This window comes from Mangrovibacter yixingensis (assembly GCF_020523985.1).
Taxonomy (GTDB): domain Bacteria; phylum Pseudomonadota; class Gammaproteobacteria; order Enterobacterales; family Enterobacteriaceae; genus Mangrovibacter; species Mangrovibacter yixingensis.
Genome location: NZ_JAIVKM010000002.1, coordinates 1 through 17,347 on the forward strand (window position 1 = coordinate 1; position 17,347 = coordinate 17,347).

Sequence of the window (17,347 nt, forward strand, 5' to 3'; positions counted from 1 at the left end):
ATGAATTAACTGTTAGTCACTCTTTAAGACTTGATAATTTTTAGCGTCTTTCGACGTTAAGATATCAGTGCTTATGAGTGCCCACACAGATTGTCTGATAAATTGTTAAAGAGCAGTGCCACCGTATTTCCGGGTGGCGCGGGCTGCGTATATTACGCTTTCCCGCTGCAGAGTCAAGCATTTATTTTCACTTAACTTTGCCTGACAGGCCGGTTTGTTTGCCGTTGTGCCGTGTCAGTGGTGGCGCATTATAGGGCCTAATCCGAAGCTGGCAAGTGTTTAATACGAAAAAAATATCGTTCGATTACTTTCCAGGCAAATTACGTCTCTAAATATGATTTCTGGATAAAACTTATACAAAAACAGGCCCTGCAGGGCCTGTTTTTGTTATTTTTGTGATTTACTGCACTGCAACAATCGCGCCGTCTTTAACTTTCAGCTCAACTGTTTTACCCGGAACCAGCTGACCCGACAAAATCTGTTGAGCCAACGGATTCTCAATCTGCTGCTGAATAGCTCGTTTCAACGGCCGAGCACCATAAACTGGGTCATAGCCATTTTCACCAAGCATAGCCAGCGCTTCATCCGTTATATGAAGTTCATAACCTCGTTCTTCTAAACGTTTATACAACCGCTGCAACTGAATATTGGCAATAGAAGCAATATGGCGTTCTGAAAGTGGATGGAAAACAACCACCTCATCAATACGGTTAATAAACTCTGGCCTGAAACTATGGGTCACAACCCCCATCACAAGTTCTTTCATATTGCCGTAATCGAGCTCACCAAACCGTTCCTGGATTAAATCAGACCCCAGGTTTGAAGTCATGATGACTACTGTATTCCTAAAATCGACGGTTCTCCCCTGGCCATCAGTAAGACGCCCATCATCCAATACCTGTAATAAGATATTGAATACATCAGGATGTGCCTTTTCAACTTCATCCAACAAAATGACTGAATACGGGCGGCGACGTACGGCTTCAGTCAAATAGCCACCTTCCTCATAGCCGACATATCCTGGAGGTGCCCCAACCAGACGGGAAACCGAGTGTTTTTCCATAAACTCAGACATATCTATACGGACCATCGCGTCATCACTATCAAACATAAAGTTCGCCAGAGATTTACACAACTCCGTTTTCCCAACCCCTGTCGGCCCAAGGAACAAGAAAGAACCGATTGGGCGATTAGGATCAGAAAGCCCCGCACGGCTACGGCGAATGGCATTCGACACAGCCTGGACCGCTTCATCCTGACCAATTACACGCTGATGCAATTGATCTTCCATACGCAACAGCTTATCTCTCTCGCTTTCCAACATGCGCGACACAGGGATCCCCGTCCAACGGGCAAGTACTTCAGCAATTTCGGCATCAGTCACTTTGTTGCGTAACAGGCGCATCGTTTTACCTTCAGACTGCGTTGCTGCTGCCAGTTGTTTCTCCAGTTCAGGAATTTTACCGTACTGCAGCTCAGACATTCTTGCCAGGTCGCCAGCACGGCGAGCCTGATCAATGGCAATTTTAGCCTGTTCTAATTCAGCCTTGATGGTTTGGGTACCGGACAACGACGCTTTTTCAGCTTTCCATTCCTCTTCCAATTCCGCGTAATCACGCTCTTTCTGAGATAACTCATCATTGAGCATTTCCAGACGCTTTTTACTGGCATCATCAGATTCTTTCAGTAACGCCTGCTGTTCCAGTTTTAACTGAATGATTCTGCGGTCAAGACGGTCCAGCTCTTCAGGTTTCGAGTCAATCTGCATACGAATGCTGGAAGCTGCTTCGTCGATCAGGTCAATTGCTTTATCTGGTAACTGCCGGTCGGCAATATAACGATGCGACAACGTGGCCGCAGCAACAATGGCCGGATCAGTTATTTGTACATGATGATGCAATTCATAGCGTTCTTTTAAACCACGTAAAATAGCGATGGTGTCTTCAACGCTGGGTTGCGCGACAAATACTTTCTGGAAACGACGTTCCAGCGCAGCATCTTTTTCAATATACTGACGATATTCATCAAGCGTGGTTGCACCAACACAGTGTAATTCCCCACGGGCAAGTGCAGGTTTCAGCATATTGCCTGCATCCATTGCGCCATCGGCTTTACCAGCACCAACCATAGTGTGTAATTCATCAATAAACAGAATGACATTGCCTTCCTGTTTAGATAGATCATTCAGAACCGCTTTCAAGCGTTCTTCGAATTCACCACGGTATTTAGCCCCCGCTACCAAAGCCCCCATATCCAGAGCCAGTACACGACGGCCTTTCAAACCTTCAGGTACTTCGCCATTGATAATACGTTGGGCAAGCCCTTCCACGATGGCAGTTTTACCTACACCAGGTTCACCAATTAATACCGGATTATTTTTAGTACGACGTTGCAATACTTGAATAGTACGGCGAATTTCCTCATCACGGCCAATAACCGGGTCGAGTTTGCCTTGTTCCGCACGTTCAGTCAGGTCAAGCGTATATTTTTTTAAGGCTTGCCGCTGGTCTTCGGCCCCCTGATCATTCACGTTTTCCCCTCCGCGAATTTGTTCAATCGCTTGTGTAATATTGGCAGTTGTTGCTCCAGCAGATTTCAGAATATCTGCCAGTGAACCACGCGACTCAAGTGCCGCCAGGACGAACAATTCAGACGAAATAAAGTTATCGTCACGTTTTTGCGCCAGCTTGTCACACATGTTTAATACACGGACCAGGTCCTGCGAAGGCTGAACATCTCCTCCGGTACCTTCAACCTGAGGTAACCGGGATAACGCATTTTCCAGGGCGCTTTTAAATTGAGTGGTATTAACGCCAGCAGAAGTCAGTAAAGGACGTACAGAACCTCCCTCCTGATTGAATAAAGCACTCATCAGGTGAAGCGGTTCGATAAATTGATTGTCGTGCCCAAGAGCAAGAGACTGAGCATCAGCGAGAGCAAGCTGGAATTTATTAGTAAGACGATCCAGACGCATAATTCCTCCCATAACAGGTCAAATTTGCTACTGGAGATTAAATGAGGTCATCCCTCAATTATTCAAGGTTAATGACCATAATTATGTTTGGGAAAAGTTACACGTACCGGATCGTCTTGATTTAATAGGTTATATCAGCCAGACAAAACTTGCCATACGTCCGGTCTTTCCGTCCCGACGATAAGAGAAAAACGTACTGGATTCACTGAATGTGCAATGATCACCACCGTAAACTTGGGTAATACCCAGATTTGCCAGGCGCTGGCGAGCCAGTTGGTAGATATCAGCGAAATATTTCTCACCTGCTGACCGAAATGCCTGCTGTGCTTCCGGAGCCTTTTCCATAAATGCGGACCGTACTTCCGGGCCAACTTCAAAGGCCTCAGGGCCAATCGCTGGGCCTAGCCATGCAAGTAAATTGGCGGGTTCATCTTCAAAACAAGCAACGGTCGCTTCAATAACACCTTCACACAACCCACGCCAGCCTGCATGTGCAGCCGCCACTTCCGTACCAGCAGTGTTACATAATAAAACGGGCAAACAGTCAGCCGTCATTACCGCACACACTTTTCCTCTTTGCCGGGTATATACCGCGTCTGCACGCTTATTTTCCCAGGGAGTATCCAGGTTAAGCACGTGGGTTCCATGTACTTGTTCAAGCCATTCGGGTTTTGCTGGCAAACCGGCAGCCGTATAAAAAAGTTGCCGGTTTTGTTCAACATGAGCGGCATCATCACCACAGTGAGCGCCCAAATTCAGGCTCCCCCAGGGTGGCTGACTCACCCCGCCAATTCGGGTACTACTGCATGCCATTACACCTTCAGGCAACGGCCACTGCGGGGTGATCACTTTTGTCATAACCAGTCCACTTGATCTTTGTAGGTTTCGAAATCGTCACGCATTACTGCAATAAGATCAACCATGTCTTGTGGAATAGGCGCATGCCATTCCATTTCTATCCCTGAAATGGGGTGATACAAACGGAGCATAGTTGCATGTAACGCCTGCCTGTCGAATTTACGTAAGGTGTCAATAAACGCTTCAGAAGCACCTTTCGGTGGACGAGGACGACCGCCATACAGAGGGTCACCAACCAGAGGGTGACTGATGTGTGCCATATGTACACGTATCTGGTGAGTACGCCCGGTTTCCAGGCGCAAACGCAGGCGAGTATGAACCCGGAACTGTTCCATAATCCGGTAATGAGTCACGGCGTGTTTGCCCATAGGATGCACAGCCATATGGGTACGTTTAGTGGGATGCCGGCTGATAGGTTCATTAACCAAGCCACCAGCTGTCATATGCCCAATTGCCACTGCTTCATATTCACGGGTAATTTCCCTGCGTTGTAAAGACTCAACCAGGCGCGTTTGCGCTGGAACCGTTTTTGCAACCACCATCAACCCAGTAGTGTCTTTATCCAGGCGATGCACAATCCCTGCACGTGGAACATCAACAATCGGTGGGTAATAATGCAGCAGTGCGTTCAGAATAGTACCATCCGGATTTCCAGCTCCCGGATGGACAACCAAATCGCGCGGTTTATTAATGACGATGATATCTTCATCTTCATACACGATATCCAGTGGGATATCCTGCGGCTCAAATCGTGCTTCTTCTTCAATTTCTGCATTGATGGAAACTAACTCGCCACCAAGCACTTTTTCTTTGGGCTTATCGCAAAGCAGACCATTAATTTGAACGCGGCCCTGCAAAATCCACTCTTTTATCCGAGAACGGGAATAATCCGGGAACAATTCAGCCAAAGCCTGATCTAAGCGTTGGCCGAGCTGAGTTTCGGAAACCGTTGCAGTGAGTTGTACTAGTTGTGCCATATACAGCTTCTTTGTTTAACGTTGGGTTTTTACGGCTTTGCCGTTTAATATAGTGTGCTATTGTAGCTGGTCTTGACCGGAAGCTTCACGGAAAGTCTCCCGGAATAACATTTTGAGGAAAGCCAAAACGTCATGATGCGTATGAAATATCTGCTGGCAGCCGCCACACTGAGCCTTGTTCTGGCTGGTTGCTCCAGCTCCAAAGATGAGGTTCCTGATAATCCGCCTTCTGAAATTTACGCGACTGCTCAGCAAAAGCTGCAGGACGGTAACTGGAAAGCGGCGATAAAGCAACTTGAAGCGCTGGATAACCGTTATCCGTTTGGCCCATATTCGCAACAAGTTCAGTTGGATCTTATCTACGCCTATTATAAAAACGCAGACTTGCCGCTGGCACAGGCAGCGATTGACCGCTTCCTGCGTCTGAACCCCACGCATCCGAATATCGATTACGTGCTTTACATGCGCGGCCTGACCAACATGGCGCTCGATGACAGCGCCTTGCAGGGTTTCTTCGGTGTGGATCGTTCCGACCGTGACCCGCAACATGCTCGTGATGCGTTTAACGATTTCTCCAAACTGGTACGTGGTTACCCGCACAGCCAGTATGCGAACGATGCAGAGAAGCGGATGCTGTTCCTGAAAGACCGCCTGGCAAAATATGAGCTCTCCGTGGCGCAATATTACACCAGACGAGGCGCATGGGTTGCTGTTGTTAACCGCGTGGAAGGCATGCTGAAAAACTACCAGGATACACAGGCTACTCGTGATGCCTTGCCTCTGATGGAAAATGCTTACCGCAAAATGCAGTTGGATGCACAGGCAGATAAAGTCGCTAAAATTATTGCGTCAAATAGCCCTAACACCTGATTAGCGGTTCAGACAAAAAACGGTAGCCAATGGCTGCCGTTTTTTTATGCTATTGACACACAAACTGTCACTTTTGCAGTTGTGTTATCCAGTCAACTATGGCGCTTTTTAGCGTATTCGACAAGGCCTAAATAGCCTCATCCTGTCCTGCCTCACAAAACACGTTAGATTGACAAAAAGTGACAAAATTACGTGATTTTACTCACGCATTTTGACATTCAGCGAGGTATGCTGAAATCACCAAGACGGAAAGACAAGAGGTAAATTTATGACAATGAACATTACCAGCAAACAAATGGAAATCACCCCAGCTATTCGCCAGCATGTTACCGAACGTCTCTCCAAACTGGACAAATGGCAAACGCATCTTATTAATCCGCATATTATTTTGTCCAAAGAACCTAAAAGTTTTGTTGCCGATGCAACCATCAACACACCGAATGGGCATCTTGTGGCCAGTGCAAAACATGAAGATATGTACACCGCCATTAATGAGCTGATAACCAAACTGGAGCGCCAACTGAATAAGGTACAGCACAAAAGTGAAGCCCGCCGGGCAGATGCTTCAGTTAAAGATGTGATTAGTGCCGAAGAGGCATGATACATCGCAGGTACATTATCTAACGCGCCCTGCGGGCGCGTTTTTTATTGACAGAACGAAAACTCTGCAGGTACTTTACTGTCATCACTTTCAGAGAAACATACATGAAACAACGTCTGTTCTTCTTCGCATTCTTCTTTATCTTCCCCATTTCGGGGGGGCGATTCGTCATATAAGAAGCACGCGAAGACGAATAAGCAGGCCTCCCCAAACCGGGAGGCCTTTTTTATAGCTAACAAAAAGGTTGAGTTATGACTCCGGAAAATCCATTACTGGCCCTGCGGGACAAAATCAGCGCAGTTGATGCAAAACTGCTGGATCTCCTGTCTGAGCGTAAAGCGCTGGCGGTGGAAGTAGGTAAAGCTAAACTGGCGACACACAGACCTGTGCGCGATATCGACAGAGAAAAAGATTTGCTTGAGCGCCTTATTGTTCTGGGTAAACAAAAGCAACTCGACGCACACTATATTACCCGCCTGTTCCAATTAATTATTGAAGATTCAGTTCTTACCCAACAAGCCCTTCTGCAACAAAACCTGAATAAAACGAATCCGCATACTGCACGAATTTCTTTCCTGGGCCCGAAAGGCTCCTGGTCACACCTGGCTTCACGCCAGTATGCCGCCCGCCATTTTGAAGAGTTTGTTGAATGTGGGTGCAATAAATTTCAGGATATTTTTAGCCAGGTCGAAACAGGTCAGGCCGATTACGCCGTTGTTCCACTGGAAAACACCAGTTCTGGCGCAATTAATGATGTCTACGATTTACTGCAGCACACTAATCTATCAATTGTTGGTGAGCTGACACTGCCTATTGACCACTGCGTACTGGTTTCCACAACAACAGACCTGGATACCATAAAAACCGTTTACAGCCACCCACAGCCATTTCAACAATGCAGCCAGTTTATCAATCGCTACCCGCACTGGAATATTGAATACTGTGAGAGCACCGCAGCGGCAATGGAAAAAGTGGCACAGTCTTCAGACCCTTCTGTCGCGGCTTTGGGGAGTGAACCTGGCGGCGCTTTGTATGGCCTGCAAGTTTTGGAACGCAATCTCGCAAACCAGAAGCAAAATATTACCCGATTTGTCGTACTGGCTCGCAAACCAGTGAATGTTTCTGACCAGGTTCCAGCCAAAACCACACTGCTTATGGCTACCGGGCAGCAGGCAGGAGCACTGGTCGAGGCATTGCTGGTTTTGCGTAACCACAACCTGATCATGACCAGGCTGGAATCCCGACCGATTCACGGTAACCCGTGGGAAGAAATGTTTTACCTGGATATTCAAGCCAACCTACAATCCAGCGCCATGCAACATGCTTTGGCTGAGTTGGAGAACATCACCCGTTACCTAAAAGTATTGGGGTGCTACCCCAGCGAAAATGTGATTTCTGTTGAACCGGCATAACAGTCTTTCACCAGCAGAACAGCCCATAGCTAGCCCGAAAAACGGGTTGCAACTATCCCTTCCACATCAACCGGCAGGGTGAAGATAGCACCTGACAAGGGGTACTCAGCCTGCCCCTCGTCACTCATATTTTCCCGGGTTGTAGTAATAAACAACGTGCGCATATCCGCGCCACCAAAACAGACCATAGTGGGCATCGGTACCGGCAAATGCACTTCCAACAATTGCTGCCCTTGGGGTGAGAAACGGGCAATGCGACTGCCACCATGAAATGCACTCCAGTAGCACCCTTCAGCATCCACTGCAGCCCCATCAGGCAACCCTTCTGCAGGAGTAAAATCACGGAACACCCGGCGTACACCAGGGTAACCCTGTTCATCCATTCTGCTCTGATAAATTACACGGTTAGGGGAATCAGAGTTATACATATATTCGCCAGAAGGACTGAACGCCAGCCCATTCGCTCCCTGCAAATCACACTGAATAACTTGTGATTGCAAAGTGCGGTCAACACGCACCAGCAGCGCGGCATTAAAATCACCAGGCCCCCAGAAAGTGCCGGCATAAAAGTTACCCTGGCGATCGGTTCCCCCATCGTTAAACCGTGCAAGCAGTGGGTTATTCGGGTTATCACACACTTTATGCAGCAAAATACCATTTGCATTGCTCAGCCAGATACCACTGCGCATTGCCACAATAAAACCGCCTGACTGGCGTAAGGCGAAACACCCTACTTCTTCCGGAAAGCGAATAATACGGTGCTGGCGCGATGATAGCTGGAAACAATGAATTTCCTGTTCCAGGATATCGGCCCAGTACAGTGCTCCGGCCTGCTCATCCCAAACAGGGCTTTCTGGCAAGTGCCCGATATAATCCAGTAACAGTTCTGGCTCGCCCATAGCTTCCCCCAAAATAAAAAAGCCAGCAGACCTACTCTGCTGGCTTTCAAGTATAAAACCTGTTTTGCTTATTGGCGGTTATCGTTTGCCTGGCGTAACAAATTTCGGCTTTCTGCCTGGAAATGCTGCGCGTAATCACCAAACCAGTGTTCAACTTTACGGAAACTATCGATAAAGGCTTGCTTATCGCCATGCTCTATCAGGCTCAGTGCTTCACCAAACCGCTGATAGTAACGCTTGATAAGCGCCAGATTATTTTCGGAAGACATAATAATATCGGCATATAACTGCGGATCCTGTGCGAACAGGCGCCCAACCATTGCCAGTTCAAGCCGGTAAATCGGCGAAGACAGCGCTAACAGTTGGTCCAACTGGACATTCTCTTCAGCCAGATGCAAGCCATAAGCAAAAGTTGCGAAATGGCGCAATGCCTGAATAAACGCCATATTTTGGTCATGCTCAACAGCACTGATGCGGTGTATACGCGCCCCCCAAACCTGAATTTGTTCGAGGAACCATTGATACGCTTCCGGCTGACGGCCATCGCACCATACAACGACTTGTTTAGCGAGGCTGCCAGTATCGGGACCAAACATTGGGTGCAACCCCAAAACAGGCCCTGAATGGGCAGCCAACATCGCCTGTAGAGGCGAGTTCTTCACCGAAGCAAGATCAACCAGGATACAATCCTGCGGCAATGGAGGAAGCTGTTTAATCACTTGCTCAGTCAGGTGAATAGGGACACTGACAATAACCATTCCAGCATCATGCAAAAGTGCTTCCGCCTGCCCCCAATCCCCCTGCTCCAGTATTTTCACCTGATAACCAGACAACACCAGCAGTTTTTCAAATAGCCGCCCCATTTGACCCGCACCGCCAATAATGACGACAGGACGTAACCCCGGCATTAGAGTCTTAAAGCCTTTATCGTTCTCGCTGGAATAAGACTCACGCATCACCCTGCGCAACACGTCTTCGATAAGATCCGGAGGTACCCCAAGCTTTTCAGCCTCATGACGACGAGAGGCCAGCATTGACGCTTCCCGTTCTGGAACATAAATCGGCAGGCCGTAACGGCTTTTTACTTCACCAACTTCAGCAACCAGCTCAAGGCGACGAGCCAATAACCCGAGTAACGCTTTATCCACTTCATCAATTTGATCGCGCAGTGCAGTCAGTTCTGCAACCATTAATTCGTCCTCTTAAGCCTGACGCGCAGTAATATGCTCACGAAGATCTTCATGGATATTACACAGCAACGCCTCGGTCGTTTCCCAACTAATGCAAGCATCGGTCACGGAAACACCGTATTTCATTTCGTTGCGAGGTTGCTCAGATGACTGGTTGCCTTCAAATAAGTTACTTTCAATCATCAGGCCAATAATAGAATGATTGCCATCTTTTATTTGAGCGACAGCCGATTCCGCAACCCCTGTTTGACGGCGGTAATCTTTGTTTGAGTTGCCATGGCTGCAATCTATCATCAGAGATGGACGGAGTCCCGCCTTCTGCATCTCTTTTTCACATTGAGCAACATCTTCAGGGCCGTAGTTTGGTGCCTTACCACCCCGTAAAATAACATGGCCATCCGGGTTACCCTGGGTTTGCAGCAGGCAAACCTGTCCTGCCTGGTTAATCCCCATAAACCGGTGTTGCATAGAAGCGGCACGCATCGCATTAATTGCGGTAGCAAGGCTACCATCGGTCCCATTTTTAAAGCCAACAGGCATAGACAGCCCGGAAGCCATTTCACGGTGAGTTTGCGACTCAGTTGTGCGGGCACCAATTGCAGACCAACTAAACAGATCACCCAAGTATTGCGGGCTGTTCGGATCCAGTGCTTCTGTTGCCAGTGGTAACCCCATACCAACCAGTTCCACCAGTAAGCGGCGCGCAATTTTTAGGCCAGCTTCGACATCAAAAGAACCATCCATATGAGGATCGTTAATCAGCCCTTTCCAGCCAACGGTAGTACGCGGTTTTTCAAAATAGACACGCATCACCAGATACAAGCTATCGCCAACTTGTTCTGAGAGCGTTTTAAAACGACGTGCGTATTCAATTGCTGCTTCGGGATCATGAATAGAACAAGGACCACACACCACTAACAAGCGCGGATCGCGCCCGGCAATAATATTTGCAATGGTTTTACGAGATTCAGACACTTGTGCTTCCTGCTCTGCGCTAAGCGGAAACTGCGCTTTCAGTTGATCAGGCGTAATCAAAATTTGTTCATCAGCGATGTTGATATTATTAAGTGTGTCTTTTTGCATGGTGGCAGTCCTGTAAAAACGAAGTTTGCGATATTTTCCCCGAAAGGCGCGTTAACCTTACCACAGCAGGTAAAGATTTCAATCCAAAATACGTAATCATTTCTTTACACCACTAATTTAATTGCTATAAAACGAACTAATTCGCCATAAAATCGTAAAGATATAATTACACCACTTGGAACGAAATTGCTAACACACTGATCTCACGCCACTCAGCACTACATGTGTTTACAACAAAAAAACAGATATTTTTTCCACTCATACAAACCTGGGAAAAGCCATGTGCTTAATAAATACGCTATTCCCAGACAAACGAAATGATAACAAACGTTACTATCATAAGGTTATTCACATACTGTCAGCACGAGCCAAAATTCATATGCCACGACTCGTCTCAATGGTTTTTTTGATTTTTGCTGGCGGTTTTTCCTGGCAGAGTGGAGCTACTGGCTCAGCGAGGCTTAGCTAAGCCCAGAATGTGCTTCTCCCACAGCAAACAATATTTGGGTTCGTTGATCTCTTCGGATAACGCGGCAAATATGCAAGTTGGAATCACCCACACACGTTTTAATGGCGGCACAGATAATTACGGTGACTCACTGAAAGACTGGGTGACAAATTTCCGGTAGCCAATAATGCAACACGTGAAGGGCGTGCTGTAAACCGCCATAGAGCAAGCGTTATTACAACGCCTTAATTAGCCTACCCTTTAATTTGATTAAACATTCGTAAACAGGTGAATCGTTTCATACTCCAGTTGTCTAAATATCATATTCACAATATAAATAGGCTGGTTGACAATCTATTTTTTCTACCAGCCACCCAGCTTCATGTCACTGGAGAATGCATGCTTTCAGGCTTCAAGAAATCCTTCCTTCACCCAAGAAACTGGTTAACCTGGCTTGGTCTTGGTGTTTTATGGGCAATAGTTCAGCTTCCTTATCCGGTTATTGCCTGTATTGGCCGCACACTAGGTAAAGCCTCACGCCCTTTTCTTAAACGCCGGGAGAAAATAGCCAGACGTAACATTGAATTATGCTTTCCTGATATGAGCACAGTTGAAAAAGATAAACTTATCGATGACAACTTTATTTCTCTCGGCATGGGGTTGGTAGAAACAGGCATGGCGTGGTTCTGGAGCGATTCACGTGTGAGAAAGTGGTTCGATGTTGAAGGTTACGCTCACCTTGACCAGGCAATAAGTACTGGAAAAGGCGTAATCGCGATCGGTGTTCACTTTATGTCACTTGAGTTGGGTGGCAGAGTGATGGGGTTATGCCGGCCAATGATGGCGACCTACAGGCCTCATAACAGCCCATTAATGGAGTGGGTACAAACAAAGGGTCGACTGCGTTCAAACAAGGCAATGATTGACAGGCGGAATCTAAAAGGCCTGGTCAACGCACTAAAAAGCGGGGAAGCAGTATGGTTTGCTCCAGACCAGGATTACGGCCCGAAAGGCAGTGTCTTCGCCCCATTCTTTTCAGTACCGGATGCCGCTACCACTAATGGTACCTATGCGGTTTCCCAACTATCCCATTCAAAGATGCTGACTATCACTATGGTTCGTAAACCCGGCCATGCCGGTTACCGTTTGCATATCAGCAAAGCCTTCGATGACTATCCAGACAGCAAGATACTGGCGGCCAGGTACATTAACAAAGTTATAGAGCAAGAAATCCTGCGCGCACCGGGGCAATACTTGTGGGTACACCGGCGTTTTAAAACTCGCCCCGAAGGTGCTGCACCACTCTACTCATAACCTGAGAGAACAACAGGGCGTGCATGCTCAAATCGTCGGGGGAAAGCAGAGTTATAAAGAGGTTGTATATAGAGAAATATAGCGATGAACGTTACAAAGAAAAAGGGGCTGACATAATGCCAACCCCTTGTTTTCTATTAACTTTAAGATGACGCTTGCGCGTGTACTTAGTTAAGACGCTCTTTGATACGAGCCGCTTTACCAGTACGTTCACGCAGGTAGTACAGTTTAGCTTTACGAACGGCACCACGACGTTTGACGCTGATAGAGTCAACAACCGGTGAGTGAGTCTGGAATACACGCTCAACACCTTCGCCGTTGGAAATTTTACGAACAGTGAATGCAGAGTGCAGACCGCGGTTACGAATAGCGATAACCACGCCCTCGAATGCCTGCAGACGTTTTTTAGAACCTTCAACAACCCATACTTTCACTTCCACGGTATCGCCCGGACGGAAGGAAGGTACGTCCTGCTTCATCTGCTCTTGTTCAATTTGCTTGATAATGTTGCTCATAATTTAATCTCTTATCCTGGGTAAACTGATGTTTCGGGTGGCAGCCTATGCTTCGCCATTCCCATCATGTTTATGTTGCTGCTTATGTTCCCGCTGGAACTCCGCCAGCAACTTTGCTTGCTCTTCAGTCAGAGCCAGGTTTTCCAGAAGTTCAGGTCTTCTAAGCCAGGTGCGGCCCAGCGACTGTTTCAAACGCCAGCGGCGAATCTCTGCATGATTTCCCGACAGTAATACTGGCGGTACTTCCATGCCTTCCAGAACCTCAGGCCGGGTATAATGTGGGCAATCCAGAAACCCATCCGCAAATGAATCTTCATTTGCTGACGCCTCATGACCCAGAACACCAGGAACAAACCGGGCAACCGAATCAATTAACGTCATGGCAGGTAACTCACCACCACTGAGCACGTAATCACCGATAGACCATTCTTCATCAATCTCGGTTTGTATAACGCGCTCATCTATACCTTCGTACCGGCCACAAACCAGAATCAACTTCTCATTTGTTGCCAGCTCACTGACGCCAGCTTGATCAAGCTTGCGCCCCTGAGGTGACAGATAGATCACCTTAGCGCCTTCACCTGCCGCGGCTTTGGCTGCATTGATGGCATCCCGCAAGGGTTGAACCATCATCAGCATCCCAGGTCCGCCACCATAAGGACGATCGTCCACAGTACGGTGCCTGTCATGCGTAAAGTCACGAGGACTCCAGCTTTCGATGCTGAGCAGGCCATTTTTTACAGCCCGACCAGTTACCCCGAAATCGGTAATTGCGCGAAACATCTCGGGAAACAGGCTAATTATGCCAATCCACATAGCGCTGTTATTACCGTATTATCCGGTGGTTAAAAACCAGGATCCCAATCTACTTCAATAGTTTGAGTAGTGAGATCGACTTTCTTGATAACCTGCCCGTCCAGGAACGGAACCAACCGCTCCTTGACACCAAATGCATCTTTCAGGTTTGCCTTAATGACGAGAACGTCATTCGACCCGGTTTCCATCATATCAATGACTTTACCCAGGCTATAACCTTCAGTTGTGACTACCTGGCAACCCATCAGGTCTTTCCAGTAATAATCACCATCTTCCAGTTGCGGCAATTGCGACGAATCCACGACAATTTCACAATTAGTCAGCAAATTCGCGGCATCACGGTCATCAACACCTTTCAGTTTGATGACAACATCCTGATTGTGGTAGCGCCAGCTTTCCAGCTCAACAACTTGCCACTGACCCGCCTTCTGGATAAACCAGGGCTGATAGTCAAAAATGCTTTCGGTCTCTTCAGTGGAAGAAAACATTCTGAGCCAACCACGAATACCGTAGGGAGACCCCATTTTCCCCAGAACTATGGGTTCAACGGGCGTTGATACGGTTTGTTGCTTGCTCATCATGACCACCGCGACAGATTAAGCTGCTTGTTTTACTGATTTGATCAGCGTAGCAACGCGATCAGATACAGTTGCGCCCTGGCCAACCCAGTGAGCGATACGATCCAGATCCAGGCGTGAGCCTTCTTCTTTTTCGCCAGCCAGTGGGTTGTAGAAACCAACGCGCTCAATGAAGCGACCGTTGCGCGCATTACGGCTGTCAGCAACGACAACCTGGTAGAACGGACGCTTTTTAGCGCCGTGACGTGCTAAACGAATAGTTACCATAACATCCTCTTGAGTTAATAAAACAACCGGGCTCCATCGAGGAACGGAGCCCGGTGTCATATAAAAAGCCCGAAAATTTTACTCATTTCTGCGTAAAAATCAATTCAATTTACGGGTTGTGTCGCCCTGATGCAGTGCAGTACCCGCTACACCAACGTTTAGTTAACGCACTGGCAACGTAATGCCAGAAAACAAAAGCGCCACCAAACGTTGGCTAAACAGGCATCAACGCCCCGGGAAGCCCGGAGGCATCATACCTTTCATACCACGCATCATTTTCATCATCCCGCCCTTCTTCATTTTCTTCATCATGCGCTGCATGTCGTCGAACTGTTTCAGAAGACGGTTAACATCCTGAACCTGCATACCGCAACCAGCGGCAATACGGCGTTTACGGGAACCCTTGATGATATCTGGCTGAGCACGTTCTTTGAAGGTCATTGAATTAATGATAGCCTCCATCCGCACCAGCACTTTGTCGTCCATCTGGGATTTCACGTTATCCGGTATTTGGCCCATGCCTGGCAATTTTCCCATCAGGCTCGCCATACCGCCCATATTGCGCATTTGCTTCAGTTGCTCAAGAAAATCGGTCAGATCAAAGCCATCACCTTTCTTCAGCTTGGTTGCCAGTTTCTCGGCCTGAGCACGGTCAACTTTACTTTCGATATCTTCAATCAGCGACAGCACATCACCCATACCGAGAATACGTGAAGCAATACGGTCCGGATGGAAAGGCTCGAGTGCTTCAGTTTTTTCACCCACCCCCAGGAATTTGATAGGTTTCCCGGTGATATGGCGAATAGATAACGCCGCACCACCGCGAGCATCACCATCCACTTTAGTGAGGATAACGCCTGTCAATGGCAGTGCTTCGTTAAACGCTTTTGCGGTATTCGCGGCATCCTGCCCTGTCATGGCATCAACCACAAACAGGGTTTCGACTGGGTTAATAGCGTGATGGACTTGTTTGATTTCATCCATCATTGCTTCATCGACGTGCAAACGGCCTGCGGTATCCACCAACAGCACATCGTAGAATTTCAGTTTGGCATGTTGCAGCGCGCTGTTAACAATATCCACAGGCTTTTGCTGAACATCAGAAGGGAAGAAATCAACTTCAACTTGCTGCGCCAGGGTTTCCAACTGTTTGATAGCTGCCGGGCGATAAACGTCGGCAGACACCACCAGAACTTTCTTTTTATGTTTTTCGCGCAGGAATTTACCCAGTTTCCCCACACTGGTGGTTTTACCGGCCCCCTGCAACCCCGCCATCAAAACAACAGCCGGGGGTTGTGCCGCCAGGTTGAGCGCCGTGTTCTCTTCACCCATCGCCGCCACCAGTTCTGTGCGGACGATTTTCACGAACTCCTGGCCTGGCGTCAGGCTTTTGTTCACTTCATGGCCAACCGCACTTTCTTTAACACGGTTGATAAACTCACGCACCACTGGCAGAGCGACATCTGCTTCCAGCAGCGCCATGCGCACTTCGCGCAGCGTATCTTTAATATTGTCTTCGGTAAGCCGCCCACGGCCGCTGATATTGCGCAGCGTGCGCGACAAACGGTCTGTTAAATTATCAAACATTGTCTTCTTACCCGAATGGTAACTTACGGCCGCAAGCGCGACAGTGATTCATGAATTGGCGGAGTATAACATGAAGCCGCCATTGATGTTATGCAACGGTTGGAGCCGAGAGCGTGTAACGTTATACTGCTCTTTCTGATTCTGGCTAACACCGACATCTTATATGCCTGTTTTTTCTATTCTTGCGCTGGCGGCCTATTCAGTCAGCCTCGCGCTCATCATCCCTGGTCTGTTAAAACAACAGAGCGGTTGGCGCCGTATGGCGATTTTGTCGGCAATTGTCGCCCTGATCTGCCATGCTCTGGCACTTGAATCCCGTATTTTTATCAATGGCGGGCAAAACCTCAGTTTGCTTAACGTTGGCTCACTGGTCAGCCTGATGATTTGTATCGTGATGACAGTTGTCGCGACAAAAAACCGTGGCTGGCTACTGTTGCCGATTGTGTACGCATTTGCCCTCATTAACCTGGCTTTCGCCTCTTTTGTGCCTAATGAGTTTATTACTCACCTGGAAACCACTCCAGGCATGATGGTGCACATTGGGTTGTCTCTGTTCTCCTATGCTACGCTGATTATCGCGGCGCTTTATGCCCTGCAGTTAGCATGGATTGACTACCAACTGAAGAACAAACGCCTGGCGTTCAGCACAGATATGCCGCCCCTCATGGGCATTGAACGGAAAATGTTTCACATCACGCAAATTGGTGTGGTGCTGCTCACACTAACCCTGGCAACCGGCCTGTTCTACATGCACAACATGTTTACCATGGAGAACATTGATAAAGCCGTGCTGTCTATCCTGGCATGGTTTGTCTATATCATTCTGTTGTGGGGGCATTATCATGAAGGGTGGCGTGGTCGCCGCGTTGTCTGGTTCAATATGGCCGGTGCGCTGTTACTCACTCTTGCCTACTTTGGAAGCCGTGTACTGCAACAACTCCTCGGCTAATTTTCTTAT

Annotated in this window: 17 protein-coding genes and 1 other annotated feature; of the genes, 6 read left to right on the forward strand and 11 right to left on the reverse strand. The window is 47.9% G+C overall.

Translation table 11 applies throughout. The features are described from left to right. Window positions 1-400: 400 nt before the first annotated feature. The 3 genes from clpB to rluD all read right to left on the reverse strand — a co-directional run bounded on the left by clpB (window position 401) and on the right by rluD (window position 4,809). Complete coding sequence (clpB, locus tag LC084_RS10560) at window positions 401-2,974, reverse strand: ATP-dependent chaperone ClpB (RefSeq protein ID WP_226571211.1); 2,574 nt, start codon at window positions 2,972-2,974, stop codon at window positions 401-403. Between the two features lie 129 nt (window positions 2,975-3,103). Next, window positions 3,104-3,832, reverse strand: coding sequence for a purine nucleoside phosphorylase YfiH (yfiH, locus tag LC084_RS10565; RefSeq protein WP_226571212.1), 729 nt, complete (start codon window positions 3,830-3,832; stop codon window positions 3,104-3,106). After that, window positions 3,829-4,809: a 23S rRNA pseudouridine(1911/1915/1917) synthase RluD gene (rluD, locus tag LC084_RS10570; protein WP_226571213.1), complete on the reverse strand. Its 981-nt coding sequence runs from the start codon at window positions 4,807-4,809 to the stop codon at window positions 3,829-3,831. Before rluD ends, yfiH begins: the two co-directional genes overlap by 4 nt. A gap of 132 nt (window positions 4,810-4,941) precedes the next feature. Here rluD and bamD point away from each other — a divergent pair, with 132 nt between their 5' ends. The 4 genes from bamD to pheA all read left to right on the forward strand — a co-directional run bounded on the left by bamD (window position 4,942) and on the right by pheA (window position 7,692). Further along, window positions 4,942-5,679: an outer membrane protein assembly factor BamD gene (gene bamD, locus LC084_RS10575; RefSeq protein ID WP_226571214.1), complete on the forward strand. Its 738-nt coding sequence runs from the start codon at window positions 4,942-4,944 to the stop codon at window positions 5,677-5,679. Between the two features lie 268 nt (window positions 5,680-5,947). After that, entirely contained in the window at window positions 5,948-6,280 is a 333-nt protein-coding gene (gene raiA / locus LC084_RS10580; RefSeq protein WP_226571215.1) for a ribosome-associated translation inhibitor RaiA, read from the forward strand. A 103-nt stretch (window positions 6,281-6,383) separates the two neighbouring features. Continuing rightward, window positions 6,384-6,510: a sequence feature (Phe leader region), on the forward strand. Then, complete coding sequence (pheL, locus tag LC084_RS10585; RefSeq protein ID WP_197499305.1) at window positions 6,385-6,456, forward strand: pheA operon leader peptide PheL; 72 nt, start codon at window positions 6,385-6,387, stop codon at window positions 6,454-6,456. Its footprint overlaps the feature before it by 72 nt. A 21-nt stretch (window positions 6,511-6,531) precedes the next feature. Then, window positions 6,532-7,692, forward strand: coding sequence for a bifunctional chorismate mutase/prephenate dehydratase (gene pheA / locus LC084_RS10590; RefSeq protein ID WP_226571216.1), 1,161 nt, complete (start codon window positions 6,532-6,534; stop codon window positions 7,690-7,692). A gap of 29 nt (window positions 7,693-7,721) precedes the next feature. Here pheA and LC084_RS10595 read toward each other — a convergent pair whose 3' ends face one another. From LC084_RS10595 to aroF, 3 genes are all read right to left on the reverse strand, one after another. Beyond that, window positions 7,722-8,591 carry an SMP-30/gluconolactonase/LRE family protein gene (locus LC084_RS10595; RefSeq protein ID WP_226571217.1) on the reverse strand — a complete coding sequence of 290 codons (870 nt, stop codon included), beginning with the start codon at window positions 8,589-8,591 and terminating at the stop codon, window positions 7,722-7,724. A 68-nt stretch (window positions 8,592-8,659) separates the two neighbouring features. Next, on the reverse strand, window positions 8,660-9,781 hold the full coding sequence (tyrA, locus tag LC084_RS10600) for a bifunctional chorismate mutase/prephenate dehydrogenase (RefSeq protein ID WP_226571218.1): 1,122 nt from the start codon (window positions 9,779-9,781) through the stop codon (window positions 8,660-8,662). A gap of 12 nt (window positions 9,782-9,793) precedes the next feature. Then, window positions 9,794-10,864 carry a 3-deoxy-7-phosphoheptulonate synthase AroF gene (aroF, locus tag LC084_RS10605; protein WP_226571219.1) on the reverse strand — a complete coding sequence of 357 codons (1,071 nt, stop codon included), beginning with the start codon at window positions 10,862-10,864 and terminating at the stop codon, window positions 9,794-9,796. An 847-nt stretch (window positions 10,865-11,711) separates the two neighbouring features. Here aroF and lpxP point away from each other — a divergent pair. Then, on the forward strand, window positions 11,712-12,626 hold the full coding sequence (gene lpxP, locus LC084_RS10610) for a kdo(2)-lipid IV(A) palmitoleoyltransferase (RefSeq protein ID WP_226571220.1): 915 nt from the start codon (window positions 11,712-11,714) through the stop codon (window positions 12,624-12,626). 167 nt (window positions 12,627-12,793) lie between these two features. Here the strand turns inward: lpxP and rplS are convergent, their stop codons facing one another. From rplS to ffh, 5 genes are all read right to left on the reverse strand, one after another. Next, complete coding sequence (gene rplS / locus LC084_RS10615; protein ID WP_165463469.1) at window positions 12,794-13,141, reverse strand: 50S ribosomal protein L19; 348 nt, start codon at window positions 13,139-13,141, stop codon at window positions 12,794-12,796. Between the two features lie 45 nt (window positions 13,142-13,186). Then, window positions 13,187-13,957 carry a tRNA (guanosine(37)-N1)-methyltransferase TrmD gene (gene trmD, locus LC084_RS10620; RefSeq protein WP_036104045.1) on the reverse strand — a complete coding sequence of 257 codons (771 nt, stop codon included), beginning with the start codon at window positions 13,955-13,957 and terminating at the stop codon, window positions 13,187-13,189. Between the two features lie 29 nt (window positions 13,958-13,986). After that, a complete protein-coding gene (gene rimM / locus LC084_RS10625; RefSeq protein WP_226571221.1) occupies window positions 13,987-14,535 on the reverse strand; it encodes a ribosome maturation factor RimM in 549 nt (182 codons plus the stop codon). Window positions 14,536-14,553: 18 nt separating this feature from the next. After that, on the reverse strand, window positions 14,554-14,802 hold the full coding sequence (gene rpsP, locus LC084_RS10630; RefSeq protein WP_226571222.1) for a 30S ribosomal protein S16: 249 nt from the start codon (window positions 14,800-14,802) through the stop codon (window positions 14,554-14,556). Between the two features lie 225 nt (window positions 14,803-15,027). Further along, window positions 15,028-16,389, reverse strand: coding sequence for a signal recognition particle protein (gene ffh, locus LC084_RS10635; RefSeq protein WP_226571223.1), 1,362 nt, complete (start codon window positions 16,387-16,389; stop codon window positions 15,028-15,030). A gap of 163 nt (window positions 16,390-16,552) precedes the next feature. Here ffh and LC084_RS10640 point away from each other — a divergent pair, with 163 nt between their 5' ends. Continuing rightward, window positions 16,553-17,338, forward strand: coding sequence for a cytochrome C assembly family protein (locus tag LC084_RS10640; protein ID WP_226571224.1), 786 nt, complete (start codon window positions 16,553-16,555; stop codon window positions 17,336-17,338). Window positions 17,339-17,347 lie beyond the last annotated feature (9 nt).

What these genes read in the sequence shown, in the direction of transcription:
- rluD (WP_226571213.1), bottom strand. Translation starts at nt 4,809, where the DNA reads ATGGCACAACTAGTACAACTCACTGCAACGGTTTCCGAAACTCAGCTC.
- pheA (WP_226571216.1), top strand. Translation starts at nt 6,532, where the DNA reads ATGACTCCGGAAAATCCATTACTGGCCCTGCGGGACAAAATCAGCGCA.
- ffh (WP_226571223.1), bottom strand. Translation starts at nt 16,389, where the DNA reads ATGTTTGATAATTTAACAGACCGTTTGTCGCGCACGCTGCGCAATATC.
- bamD (WP_226571214.1), top strand. Translation starts at nt 4,942, where the DNA reads ATGATGCGTATGAAATATCTGCTGGCAGCCGCCACACTGAGCCTTGTT.
- clpB (WP_226571211.1), bottom strand. Translation starts at nt 2,974, where the DNA reads ATGCGTCTGGATCGTCTTACTAATAAATTCCAGCTTGCTCTCGCTGAT.
- rpsP (WP_226571222.1), bottom strand. Translation starts at nt 14,802, where the DNA reads ATGGTAACTATTCGTTTAGCACGTCACGGCGCTAAAAAGCGTCCGTTC.
- tyrA (WP_226571218.1), bottom strand. Translation starts at nt 9,781, where the DNA reads ATGGTTGCAGAACTGACTGCACTGCGCGATCAAATTGATGAAGTGGAT.
- rimM (WP_226571221.1), bottom strand. Translation starts at nt 14,535, where the DNA reads ATGAGCAAGCAACAAACCGTATCAACGCCCGTTGAACCCATAGTTCTG.
- trmD (WP_036104045.1), bottom strand. Translation starts at nt 13,957, where the DNA reads ATGTGGATTGGCATAATTAGCCTGTTTCCCGAGATGTTTCGCGCAATT.
- aroF (WP_226571219.1), bottom strand. Translation starts at nt 10,864, where the DNA reads ATGCAAAAAGACACACTTAATAATATCAACATCGCTGATGAACAAATT.
- lpxP (WP_226571220.1), top strand. Translation starts at nt 11,712, where the DNA reads ATGCTTTCAGGCTTCAAGAAATCCTTCCTTCACCCAAGAAACTGGTTA.
- yfiH (WP_226571212.1), bottom strand. Translation starts at nt 3,832, where the DNA reads ATGACAAAAGTGATCACCCCGCAGTGGCCGTTGCCTGAAGGTGTAATG.
- rplS (WP_165463469.1), bottom strand. Translation starts at nt 13,141, where the DNA reads ATGAGCAACATTATCAAGCAAATTGAACAAGAGCAGATGAAGCAGGAC.
- LC084_RS10595 (WP_226571217.1), bottom strand. Translation starts at nt 8,591, where the DNA reads ATGGGCGAGCCAGAACTGTTACTGGATTATATCGGGCACTTGCCAGAA.
- LC084_RS10640 (WP_226571224.1), top strand. Translation starts at nt 16,553, where the DNA reads ATGCCTGTTTTTTCTATTCTTGCGCTGGCGGCCTATTCAGTCAGCCTC.
- raiA (WP_226571215.1), top strand. Translation starts at nt 5,948, where the DNA reads ATGACAATGAACATTACCAGCAAACAAATGGAAATCACCCCAGCTATT.